The following is an 11,592-nucleotide window of genomic DNA, read 5'->3' as shown; positions in this document are numbered from 1 at the left end:
ACCTCGGTGTCTGTGATGTGCGAGTGATGGGGGTTTGCTGGTCGGGTGATGTGATCGGGTTCGGCGGAGCGATCCGCCGCGGTGGAGGGCCTCATCAGTACGCCCCCACGGGATGTGTCAGTACTTTGACCGTGCGCCACATGATGACCAGGTCGCCGGTGAGCGACCAGTTCTCCACGTAGTACAGGTCCAGTCGGACGCTTTCCTCCCAAGAGAGGTCGGAGCGGCCGTTCACCTGCCACATCCCGGTGAGTCCCGGTTTGATGTAGAGGCGGCGATGGACGTGGTTCTCATATCCCTCGACCTCGGATCGCAGCGGGGGCCGCGGTCCGACCAGGCTCATGTCGCCGAGGAAGACGTTCACGAGCTGAGGAAGCTCGTCGAGCGAGTATTTGCGCAGCACGCGGCCGACGCGCGTGACGCGAGGGTCGTGCTTGAGTTTGAAGAGGACGCCGTTGCCGTCGCTTGCGCTCTGGAGCTGCGCGAGGCGGGCTTCGGCGTCGATGACCATCGAACGGAACTTGAACATCCGGAACGTCTCGCCGTTGCGGCCGACGCGCTCCTGCGAGAACACCACGGGGCCGTGGTCGTCGAGCTTGACGAAGAGGGCGACGGCGAGGAAGAGGGGGGAGAGCAGCAGGAGCGCGATGCCGGACGCGAAGAAGTCGAACGCCCGCTTGAGGACGTGCTTGCCTCCCTCGAACTGCGGGATCTCCACGTGGATGAGCGGGAGCCCCTCCACCGGACGGAAGTGGATGCGCGGACCCGCGACGTCGGTGAGCCGCGATGCGAGCACCAGCTCGGTCGCCGTGCCTTCGAGCTTCCAAGCCAGACTGCGCACGAAATCGCCGCCGGTCAGCGACTGACCTGCGACGATCACGGTGTCGACCCCGAGCCGCGCAGCAGCCTCGGCGACCCCGTCGAGGTCGGAGACCACGGGGACTTCCCTGTCCGGTGCGGCGATGCGCTTCTTCATCGCGGCGTCCTTCTTGGCGCCCTTGCGCTTGCCCGTGTCGAGGGAGGCGCCGACCACGTGATACGCGGCGCCCGACTTGTTGTGGATCTGCCGAACCACATAGTCGACGTCGGAGAACCCTCCGACGACGAGGGCGCGGGAGAGGTAGTGGTCGAACATCCGCTGCCGGATGAGCCACTGCCGCCACAGCCAGCGTGACGACAGCACGCCGAGGACGCCGAGCGGCAGGGCGAGCACGAAGTAGCCGCGGGCGATATCGACCTTGGCGACCAGGAAGACGATGGCGAGCAGTCCGAAGGTCAGGGCGCTCGCGTTCACGACCCTCTTGTACTCCGCCACGCCGACGCCGACCACGCGCGGGTCGCGCGAGTGGTTCACGGCGAGGGCGAACATCCAGGTCACGGCGATGAGCATCGAGAGCGTGAAGTAGTCGGTGCGGAAGCCGGCGAACTGGGTGCCGGAGTCGTCGAGGCCGAAGCGCAGGAACATCGCGCAGAGCGTCGACGCCAGGATGATCGCGGTGTCCGTGACGAAGAGGCGGGCACGGTACTGCCGCGCCCAGGTGCGCTCAGAGCTGCGGGGATGGGTCGGGGCGGCCGAGAGGCCGATGGTGGCTAGGCGTGGTTTGAGTACGGTCATCGGAGCGCCCTCCCCGCGCTGCTGATGTCGACAGGAACCGAAGAGCCGACGACGGCTGGGGGAAAGCCGTGGTCTCGAACGGCTTCGCCGCCGCCGGCCCCGCTGGTGAGGGACATCCCGTTGCTCCGTGCGCGCCGAGCGACCCTCGGGTGGAGGGGGTTGAGCGAACGGATCGCTCGGCGCGGCGGATGCGGGTTCACGGGTCGTCCCTGCGTGTGTCGGGTTGGTGCTGTTTCGGGTGACGTGAACCGGAGAGACCCACTCGTGAGACCGACGAGCTGTTCAGCGAACGGAAAGTGACTGTTTCTCACCTATTCACAAAAATGAGATTACATCGTTTTCACAGGTTGGCGTGAGCCCTCTATGGGGGTGATTATTGCTCATTTTTTGCGAGAAGCCCGTAATTGCACCGGATTCGGGACCCGTGTCGGGGGTGAGACGTACAGTCGGAGTATGTGCGGACGCTTCGCGATGGACAAAGAGACGGACGACATGATCCAGGAGTTCGTCGCGGAAGGCGGCGACTTCCGGAACTGGCGCCCCAGCTGGAACATCGCGCCCACCGACCCTGTCCCCATCTTCCTGGAGAGCAAGAAGAACGACGAGCCGAGCGTCCGTCGCCTGGAGCTGGCGCGCTGGTCGCTCGTTCCCTCCTGGTCGAAAGAGTTGAAGACCAAGGTGCCGACATTCAACGCCCGCGCCGAGACCGCGGCTGAGAAGCCGATGTTCAAGGCGTCCGTCGCCTCGCGCCGCGCCATCGTTCCCGCCGTCGGATACTACGAGTGGCAGACCGACCCGGTCACCAAGAAGAAGACGCCGTACTTCATCCACCTGCCGGAGGGCGAGCTGATGGGCTTCGCCGGCCTCTACGCCTGGTGGGCCGACCCGGCGAAGGAGCACGGCGACGCGGAGCGGTGGCACCTCACCGCGACCATCCTCACGGCGGACTCCGTGCAGACGCTGGAGCACATCCACGACCGCAACCCCGTACCGCTGCCGAGGGAGTTGTGGGACCACTGGGTCGACCCGACCGTCGTCGGCGACCAAGCGCTGCTCGACGAGGCCGTGCGCGCGGCCGTCGGCGTTGCGGAGTCGCTCGAGTTCGACCGCGTCGGGCCGGTGACCGGCGACGGCCCGGAGCTCATCCGGCCGATCGACTGACCTGACCCGGCTCGACCCACCTCGCCGCGTTCAGACCTCGCCGCGCTCAGACCTCGCCGCGTTCAGACCTCGCCGCGCCGAGCGCCCGCCCAGAGGTCGACGCCCGCATCCACGGCCAGTGCGTCGATCTCGGCCAGCTCCTCCACACTGAAGGCCAGGTTGTCGAGGGCGCCGACGTTCTGCTCCAGCTGGGCGACGCTGCTCGCGCCGATGACCAGCGAGGTCACCCGGTCATCGCGGAGCGCCCACGCGAGGGCGAGCTGCGCGAGCGACTGCCCGCGGCGCCCGGCGATCTCGTTGAGCGCCCGCAGGCGTCCGACCGCCTCGTCGGTGAGCCAGTCCGCGTCGAGCGAGCTGCCGGCGGCCGCACGGGATCCGGCCGGGATGCCGTTCAGGTACTTGTCGGTCAGCATCCCCTGGGCGAGCGCGGTGAAGCCGATGACGCCGACACCGAGGTCGCCGGCGGCGTCGAGCAGCCCTTCGGTCTCGATCCACCTGTTGAGCATCGAGTACGACGGCTGGTGGATCAGCAGCGGCGTTCCGAGTTCGCGCAGGATCTCGGCGGCGCGGCGCGCGTCGTCCGCCCCATACGACGAGATGCCGACGTACAGCGCCTTGCCGGAGCGCACGGCGGTGTCGAGCGCCTGCATTGTCTCCTCCAGCGGCGTCGACGGATCTGGCCGGTGGGAGTAGAAGATGTCGACGTAGTCGAGGCCGAGGCGGGAGAGCGACTGGTCGAGGCTTGCGAGCAGGTACTTGCGTCCGCCTCCGCCCTGTCCGTACGGCCCTGGCCACATGTCCCAGCCGGCTTTGGAGGACACGACGATCTCGTCGCGGTACGGCCGCAGGTCGTCGCGCAGGATCCTGCCGAAGTTCACCTCGGCCGCGCCATACGGCGGTCCGTAGTTGTTGGCGAGGTCGAAGTGGGTGATCCCGAGGTCGAACGCGCGCAGCACGATGTCGCGCTGCGTCGCGTATGGCCGGTCGTCGCCGAAGTTGTGCCAGAGGCCGAGTGACAGGGCGGGAAGGTCGAGCCCGCTGCGTCCGGTGCGTCGGTACTGCATCCGGTCGTAGCGGTCGGGGCGGGGTTCGTAGGCCATGCTTCCAGCCTCCCGTGTCGCGGCCGTCGTGTCCAACAGGAGGGTGTGATCCGATTCAGGGCTCCGGGCGCTGAATCGGTCCTAGCGGGCGCGGCGCCGCAACCACCCGATGATGGCGGTGACGACGAACAGGATCAGCCCGATGATCGCCAACCACAGCAGGCCTTTGATCGCGAACCCCAGAACGGCGAGCACGGCCCAGACGACCAGAAGCACGATGACGAGAGCGACCATACCGATCACCCAACCCCGCCTGCGCCGAGGCGTCAAGGGCCGGAACGGTCAGCGTTTGGCTTTGCGCGCCGCCCTGTTGCGGGCGAGCACCCAGCCCACCACGCCCCCGACGACGAACACCGCCACCACCAGTACCCAGGTGGGCATCCGCAACTGCGCCCACAGCAGGTAGATGGTCGCCTGGTCGTTCCCGACCCCGTTCTGCACGGCCACTATCAGCAGCAGCACGACCAGGACGATGGCCAGCCATTTCCGTTTCAGGAACCGGACGAACGCGTTGTCCCTGCCCCCAGCAGTCTCAGCACTCATGCGCTCAGTATGCTCGCAGGCCGGTCAGCCGCGCAGCGCGTCCGACACTTTCACCCTGGCTCCGGTGCGCAGCAGCGAGTTGGAGTACACCCGGGCGCCGAGCGCGATCACGACGGCGGTGGATGCGAGCAGCACCACGAGCGACAGCAGCGGCTCCCACCACTCGGCCGTGCCCAGGAAGATGCGCACCGGCATTCCGACGGGAGCGGAGAACGGGACGTAGCTCATGATCGCCATCACGGTGGGGTTGTCGTTGAAGAAGATCACCAGGAAGTACGGCACCATGATGAGGATCATCACGGGTGAGGTGACCGAGCCGATGTCCTCCGAGCGGGAGACGAGCGACGCGGCGGCGGCGTAGAGGGCGGCGAGCAGCACGAACCCGATCACGAAGAACACCACGAACCAGGCGACAGCCGGTCCGACGGTGCCGAGCAGCACCTGTTGGCCGGTGACCATCATGCCGAGGACGGCGGCGACCGCGATGGCGGCGATCTGCCCGAGGGCGAGGACGCTGTTGCCGATCACCTTGCCGGCGAGCAGCACCCGCGCGCTCACCGTCGAGAGCAGAATCTCCACCACCCGCGTCTGTTTCTCTTCGACGACGCTCTGGGCGATCATCGTGCCGAAGGTGACGGCGGACATCATGAACACGATCCCGAAGCTGAGAGCGATGATGTAGACGAGAGCGGCGGGCTGCGCGGACGGGTCGAGCAGTTCCACTTCCGGCTGGATGCTCAGCGCGGCGAGCACACCTTGCGGTGCGCTGTCGAGGCCGATCACCGTCACGGGCGGCGTGCCTGCGGCCGGTACGACCACGGCGGACACCTCGCCGGAGCGCAGCAGCTCTTCACCCGCGGCACGCGACTCGACCTGAACGGCGTCGAGGCCGTCCGCCGCGCCGACGACCTGCTCCGCCGTTCCGACCACGGCGACCTTCGTGCTGTTCGCGCTGCCGCCGAAGATGCCGCCGAGCAGCACGGAGGCGAGCACCAGGAGTACGAGCACGGCGGCGGAGACGACGAAAGACTTGCTGCGCAACCGGGTGACGATCTCCCGCCGGGCGACGAGCCCGACTCCGGATGCGAACCCCGGCGCGGGCGGCGTGCTGCGAGTGGATGCGGTGCTTGTGGATGCTGGTGCGCTCATTTGCCGATGGCCTCTCGGAAGATCTGTGCAAGGGAGGGGTTCTGCGGTCCGAAGCTGACGACTCCGCCGTCGGTCGTGGCCCGCCGGAGAACGGCCTGCGCCGTCGCGTCGTCTGCCTCGAACAGGGCGTAGCCGCCGTCGAAGTCGAGCACGGTCACGCCGTCGAGCCCGCGGAGCCAGCCTGCGTCCCCCGCGACGAGCAGTTCGTAGCGGCCGCCGCCGTGCTCGCGCCGCAGCGCATCCGTGCCCCCCGCGACCTTGACCGCGCCGTCGGCGATGATGACGAGCTCGTCGCAGAGTCTTTCGACGATGTCGAGCTGGTGGGAGCTGAACAGGACGGGCGCCCCGGAGGCTGCGTAGTCGCGGAGCACCCCGACCACCACATCCACTGCCAGAGGGTCGAGCCCGGAGAACGGTTCGTCGAGCACCAGCACCTCCGGGTCGTGCACGAGGGCTGCGGCGATCTGCGCCCGCTGCTGGTTGCCGAGGCTGAGGCTCTCGACCAGGTCGCCCGCGCGCTCGCCGAGGCCGAGCCGGTCGAGCAGCGCGTCGGTGTTGCGTGCGGCCGCGGCGGCGTCGAGTCCGTGCAGTCTCGCCAGATAGACGAGCTGTTCGGCGACCTTCATCTTCGGGTAGAGGCCGCGTTCCTCCGGCATGTAGCCGAAGCGGCGGCGGTCGTCGGCGGTGAGCGGTTCACCGTCGAGCAGCACCGTGCCTCCGTCCGCGGCGAGCACGCCGAGGATGATGCGCATGGTCGTGGTCTTGCCTGCGCCGTTGCCGCCGACGAAGCCGGTCATGCGCGCTCTTGGCACGGTGAAGCTCACGTCGCGCAGCACGAGGCGGTCACCGTAGCGCTTCTCGACGTTCTGGATCTGCAGCATTGTCGCCGTCCCTTCCCTGGTCGTTCCCACGCTACGGAGGGCAGGGCAGCAGCACATCCACCGGTCGTCGTCCGCCGCTCGGCGGAGGGCAGGCCCCGGCGGAGGATCAACGCCTGGCGGAGGATCAACGCCTGGCGGAGGATCAACGCCCGGCGAGCCCGTTCTCGTACGCGAAGATGACAGCCTGGATGCGGTCGCGCAGTCCCAGCTTGAGCAGCACCTTAGACACGTGCGTCTTCACCGTGGCCTCGCCGAGGTAGAGGCGCCGCGCGATCTCGGCGTTGGACAGGCCGGCGGCGAGGAGCCCGAGCACTTCCCTCTCTCGCTCGGTGAGGTCGCCGACGGCGGCTGGCGGCACGGTGTCCTGGCCAGCCGGCCCCCGAACGTCCTCCGTCGCCGCGCTGAACCGGCTGATGACCTGCCTGGTCACATCGGGCGACAGGAGCGCGTCCCCTCTGGCGAGCACGTGCACCGCGTTCACCAGCTCTTCGGGAGTCGAGTTCTTGAGCAGGAAGCCGCTCGCTCCCGCCTGCAGCGCGGTGAACAGATAATCGTCGCGGTTGAACGTGGTGAGCACGAGCACGCTCGCCGCGAGGTCGGGCCTGGCGACGATCTGCCTGGTCGCCGCGAGCCCGTCCATGCCCGGCATCTGCACATCCATGCAGATCACGTCGGGTCGCAGTTCTTCGCAGAGCCGGATGGCAGCCTGGCCGTCCCCCGCCTCGCCGACCACCTCGATCTCCTGGTCCGTCTCCAGGATGATCCTGAACCCGGCGCGGACGAGCTCCTGATCGTCGGCCAGAAGCACCCGGATGCTCATCGTGTCGCCTCGGCGGCCAGCGGGAAACGTGCACGCACGAGGTAGCCGCCCCTGCTGCGCGGCCCGATCTCGATGCTGCCGCCGACGGAGGCGACCCGTTCGCGCATCCCGAGGTGGCCGAGTCCGGCACCGGATGCGGTCGCCGAGCGTCCGGCGCCGAGACCGGTGTCCGACGCCTCCACCTCCAGGCTGTCGTCGGTGTAGCGCAGGCGGAGCTCGGCGGTCGCCCCCGCGCCGCCGTGCTTCCTGGTGTTGGTGAGCGCTTCCTGCGCCACCCGGTACACGCAGAGCCCGATCGTCGCAGGCACGGCCCGCGCACTGCCGATGGTCTGGAGCCGGGTGGGGAGGCCGGCGTTCTGCGCCTCATCGACGAGCTCCGCGAGCTGGTCGACACCGTGCGTGGTCGGCGTGCTCTCGGGCTGCGTCCGCTCGTCGTCGCGCAGCGCCCCAAGCAGCAGCCGCAACTCGTCGACCGCCGTGCGCGCGCTCGCCTCCACGTTCAGCAGCGAGGCGCGTGCAGCGGCGGGGTCGCGGTCGAGCACGAGCCGCGCCGCGCCCGCCTGCACCCCCATCACCGACACATGGTGCGCGACGACGTCGTGCAGTTCGCGGGCGATCCGCACCCGTTCCAGCGCGACGGCCTGCTGCTGGGTGCGCTCGCGCTCCGCCGCCAGCTCCCTGGTCAGCGTCTCCAGTTCGTGCCTGGCGCGCGCCGACCGGTATGCGGCGTCGCCGAAGTAGTACGCGCCGCCGAAATAGAGCAGGTTGATGATGATCTGGATGAGGCCGAAGGCGACGTACGGCGAGAGCGTCCCCTCCCGTGACAGCTCCGGCACGACGGAGCTGACCCCGGCGGTGACGATCAGGTTCCAGAACAGCCAGACGAACATCGCGGCGATGATGGCGAGCCGCAGCACTGTCGCCAGCGTGCGGCGGCGCCCCCAGGCGCCGAGCGTGTATACGGCGATGAAGAGCGCGATGTTCGAGAACAGGTACTCCCCGATCCGGAACTCGCCTCCCCACCAGAACGCGACGGCCGAGCCGACAGCGACGAGCTCCGGCCAGCGTCGCCGCACCGCGAGCAGCGCGCCGCTGGCGACCGCCCAGACGATGCTGAGCCACGCCTCCGAGCTGCCGTACATCCCCGTGCGCTGGTACAGGAAGACCGAGCCGATCATCGCCGCCGTCATCACGACGGCGAGCACGATGTCGGCGCGCCGGCCACGGGCATCCGGAACCGGACGATGCCATTCGCCCGTCGGCGCGGCCAGCTGTCGTGGTGTGGCGCTGGTCATCCTCCAACGCTAGCGGTGGATGCGCGGCCGCGAATCCGCCGTGCGGGGGAGGCCGAGGCGGTGCGGGAGACACCGCTGACCCCGATGTCGAGTCCGCCGCGCCTCACACCTCGAGCGGCAGGTTCACAGCTCAGTCGTCGGGCTACTCTCCACGGCTCGTCGTCCTGACCGGGTAGCGCAGGTGGAGCACGCGGTCGCCCTGGATGACGACGTCAGGATCTTCGAGGAGCAGCGGACCGCCGCTGAACGAGCCGAAGTACGGCCTGCCGCGGCCGAAGACCACCGGGACGATGTCGATGGCGACGTAGTCGATCAGCCCCAGGGCAAGTGCTTGGCCGCCGATGTCGCCCGCTGTCACGCCGATCTCGCCGCCAGCGGCCAGACGGTGGGCGCTGGCGAGCGCATCCTCGACTGTGGTCGCGAACTCGTAGGAGGCTTCGGGGTGCCAGCCGTCCGGCTTCGGCCGGTGGGAGACGACGACGACATGGTCGCTCGCGGGCGGGTGGCCCTCCCAGCCGTTGGTGAGGTCGAAGAGCCGGCGGCCGATCACCAGCACCTTCTGGCGGGTCCAGATCCCGCTCACGTACTCGACGGAGGCGGCCGAGACCTTGAAGGGTGATCCGTGCACTTCGGGGTGGTCCTCGTCGACGACCGGATGGTCGCCGTTGAAGTACCAGTCGTGGAGCGGTCCGACTTCGTCGTTGTCGTCTGCGATGTATCCGTCCAGTGAGGACACCGCGTGGAGGTAAGTGGTCATGGTCCTTTTCCTTTCGTGTGCGGCTGATATCGCTCAGTCTGCCGCCGGCACGGCCGGGTTCGCAGGCTTGCGGACGAACAGAGCGAGGGCGATCACCCCGAGCGACAGGATGCCGCCCGCGACGAACGCGAGGTGCGATCCCGCCGCGGCAGCGGCTGGCGAGGGGAGGTCGGGGTTCGCGTCGGCTGTCGCGGCGACGCCTGTCGCGTAGAGGGCGACGAAGATCGCGGTTCCTGCCGCTCCCGCGACCTGCTGCAGGGTGGCGATGGTCGCGCTGCCGTGCGAGTAGAGGCTGGGAGGGAGCGACCCGAGGGAGGCGCTGAACGCGGGGGTGAACAGCAGGGCCAGCGACAGCATCAGCACGATGTGGGCGGCGAGCAGGACCACCCAGGAGGAGCCTTCGCCGAGGCCGAGCGCGAGAGTCCACAGCGCGACCGCAAGCCCGATCGAGCCGGGGATGACCAGTGGACGCGGACCGAATCGGTCGTACAGCCGGCCGACGGTCGGCCCGGCCAGGCCCATCAGGAGGCCACCGGGGAGCAGGATGGCGCCGATCCAGAGCGGGTCGAGGCCGAGCGTGTATCGGGCGAACTGGGGCAGCACGATGAAGGCGCCGAACAGTGACACCATCGCGGCGGTCATCATCGCGACCGAGACAGCGAAGTCGCGCGACAGGAACGTCCGCAGGTCGAGCAGCGCCGAGTCGGTGCGCTGCAGCACGAGCTGCCGCCAGACGAAGAAGCCCAGTGTCACCAGCCCGATTGCGATCGGCACCCAGGGCTGCACGGCGGCTCCGCCGACGGCGGCTGCGCCGATCTGGCTGAGACCGAACACGAGTGCCGAGAAGGCGACGGCGGACAGGATCACCGACAGCACGTCCAGCGGCACCTTCCTGGTCTCGGAGACGTTCGGCACCCGGCGCACCCCGATCACGAGCATGGCGAGCGCGATGGGCAGCATCACCCAGAACAGGCCTTGCCACGGCAGCACCTGGATGAGCGCACCCGACACGATCGGGCCGACGGCGGGGGCCACCGACATCACGATCGCGACGCGCCCCATCACCCGGCCGCGCTCGTCGGCCGGTACGACCGTCATCACTGTCGTCATCATCAGGGGCATCATGATCGCGGTGCCCACCGCCTGGATGACCCGCCCGGCCACCAGGAGCTCGAAGGAGGGGGAGAGGGCGGCGACCAGGGTGCCGAGCGCGAAGCTCGACATGGCGACAGTGAAGACGGGGCGCGTGTCGAGCCGCTGCATCAGCCAGCCTGTGACCGGGATGACGACGGCCATCGTGAGCGCGAATGCCGTGGTCAGCCACTGGCCCTTCGTCGCGTCGATGTGCAGGGACTCCTGGATGCGCGGGAGGGCGACGCCCATCATCGTCTCGTTGAGGAACACGACGAAGACGGCGGCGAGAAGCAGGGCGAGCGCCGTGCGGTTGCGGGCGGCGAGACGAGCGGTGACCGGCTCGATGGTCGGCTCCGCCCGGTCGATGGTGTCGGTCATGTCAAACTCCTTCGGTCGATGTACTGCAAAAAATAAAGCACACTGCAATTAATGAAGTCAAGTGGTAGAGTGACATTCATGACGAACCAGCACTACGGGCAGTTCTGCGGTCTGGCGCGCGCGGCGGAAGTCGTCGGGCAACGCTGGACGCTGCTGATCCTCCGCGACCTCAGCGTTGGGGCGCGCCGCTACTCCGACCTGACCGCCGGGCTTCCCGGCATCCCGACGAACACCCTCGCCTCACGGCTGAAAGAGCTGGAGGACGAAGGGATCGTCACGCGAGTGGCGCCGGCGGGTGCCGAGCGCTCCGTCGTCTACGAGCTCACGCCGCGCGGCGAGGAACTGCGCCCGGTGCTGGATGCGCTGTCCCGCTGGGGAGCCGGCGGGATGCGGACCCCGCGCGAGGGGGAGATCGTCACCACCGCATCCATCACTGCCGCTCTGCAGGTGGCGGCCCGGGATGGCGTGGTTCCCCCGGACTGGGACAGCAGCTACACCGTGCGGGTCGGCGACATCGAGGCGCATGTCGTGATGCGCGGCGGCGCCATCTCGGTCGGCGCAGGGCCGGCCGAGGATCCCGACCTGGTCATCATTGCCGGGCCGCAGATCCGGGATGTGCTCGCCGGTGAGCTGGATGCACCCACCGCGATCGCGACAGGGGCCGTGCAACTCGAAGGCGACGCATCCCTGTTCGACCGGTTCGCCACCACCCTGCGCGTCCCATACAGCCCGAACGTGCCGGTCGGAGCCTGAGGGAGC

The 11,592-nt window shown here is 68.7% G+C and carries 12 protein-coding genes; 2 read left to right on the top strand and 10 right to left on the bottom strand.

Annotated features, from left to right (window positions below):
- Window positions 1-94 precede the first annotated feature (94 nt).
- Window positions 95-1,615, bottom strand: coding sequence for a sugar transferase (locus AC37TH_RS00815; RefSeq protein WP_490762453.1), 1,521 nt, complete (start codon window positions 1,613-1,615; stop codon window positions 95-97).
- A gap of 453 nt (window positions 1,616-2,068) precedes the next feature.
- Between AC37TH_RS00815 and AC37TH_RS00810 the strand changes: the two genes are divergently transcribed.
- Window positions 2,069-2,776, top strand: coding sequence for an SOS response-associated peptidase (locus AC37TH_RS00810; protein WP_490762452.1), 708 nt, complete (start codon window positions 2,069-2,071; stop codon window positions 2,774-2,776).
- Window positions 2,777-2,838: 62 nt separating this feature from the next.
- Here the strand turns inward: AC37TH_RS00810 and mgrA are convergent, their stop codons facing one another.
- From mgrA to AC37TH_RS00765, 9 genes are all read right to left on the bottom strand, one after another.
- A complete protein-coding gene (gene mgrA / locus AC37TH_RS00805) occupies window positions 2,839-3,876 on the bottom strand; it encodes an L-glyceraldehyde 3-phosphate reductase (protein ID WP_490762451.1) in 1,038 nt (345 codons plus the stop codon).
- An 81-nt stretch (window positions 3,877-3,957) separates the two neighbouring features.
- Window positions 3,958-4,110 carry a hypothetical protein gene (locus AC37TH_RS00800; protein WP_490762450.1) on the bottom strand — a complete coding sequence of 51 codons (153 nt, stop codon included), beginning with the start codon at window positions 4,108-4,110 and terminating at the stop codon, window positions 3,958-3,960.
- 48 nt (window positions 4,111-4,158) lie between these two features.
- On the bottom strand, window positions 4,159-4,419 hold the full coding sequence (locus AC37TH_RS00795) for a DUF1049 domain-containing protein (protein WP_490762449.1): 261 nt from the start codon (window positions 4,417-4,419) through the stop codon (window positions 4,159-4,161).
- A 24-nt stretch (window positions 4,420-4,443) separates the two neighbouring features.
- The gene (locus AC37TH_RS00790) at window positions 4,444-5,568 is read right to left on the bottom strand and encodes an ABC transporter permease (protein WP_490762448.1); all 1,125 of its coding nucleotides are present in this window, start codon (window positions 5,566-5,568) and stop codon (window positions 4,444-4,446) included.
- Complete coding sequence (locus tag AC37TH_RS00785; RefSeq protein ID WP_490762447.1) at window positions 5,565-6,449, bottom strand: ABC transporter ATP-binding protein; 885 nt, start codon at window positions 6,447-6,449, stop codon at window positions 5,565-5,567. Before AC37TH_RS00785 ends, AC37TH_RS00790 begins: the two co-directional genes overlap by 4 nt.
- A gap of 142 nt (window positions 6,450-6,591) precedes the next feature.
- Window positions 6,592-7,269 (bottom strand): response regulator, encoded by a 678-nt coding sequence (locus AC37TH_RS00780; RefSeq protein WP_490762446.1) that lies wholly within the window; start codon window positions 7,267-7,269, stop codon window positions 6,592-6,594.
- Window positions 7,266-8,564 carry a sensor histidine kinase gene (locus tag AC37TH_RS00775; protein ID WP_490762445.1) on the bottom strand — a complete coding sequence of 433 codons (1,299 nt, stop codon included), beginning with the start codon at window positions 8,562-8,564 and terminating at the stop codon, window positions 7,266-7,268. Before AC37TH_RS00775 ends, AC37TH_RS00780 begins: the two co-directional genes overlap by 4 nt.
- 142 nt (window positions 8,565-8,706) lie before the next feature.
- On the bottom strand, window positions 8,707-9,321 hold the full coding sequence (locus tag AC37TH_RS00770) for a dihydrofolate reductase family protein (RefSeq protein ID WP_490762444.1): 615 nt from the start codon (window positions 9,319-9,321) through the stop codon (window positions 8,707-8,709).
- Between the two features lie 33 nt (window positions 9,322-9,354).
- Complete coding sequence (locus tag AC37TH_RS00765; RefSeq protein ID WP_490762443.1) at window positions 9,355-10,833, bottom strand: DHA2 family efflux MFS transporter permease subunit; 1,479 nt, start codon at window positions 10,831-10,833, stop codon at window positions 9,355-9,357.
- A 78-nt stretch (window positions 10,834-10,911) separates the two neighbouring features.
- Between AC37TH_RS00765 and AC37TH_RS00760 the strand changes: the two genes are divergently transcribed.
- A complete protein-coding gene (locus AC37TH_RS00760) occupies window positions 10,912-11,586 on the top strand; it encodes a winged helix-turn-helix transcriptional regulator (RefSeq protein WP_490762442.1) in 675 nt (224 codons plus the stop codon).
- The last annotated feature ends 6 nt before the right edge of the window (window positions 11,587-11,592 follow it).

Source organism: Leifsonia sp. McL0627 (assembly GCF_058244615.1).
The sequence above is the reverse complement of the archived record's forward strand: the minus strand, read 5'-3'. Positions and strand labels throughout refer to the sequence as shown.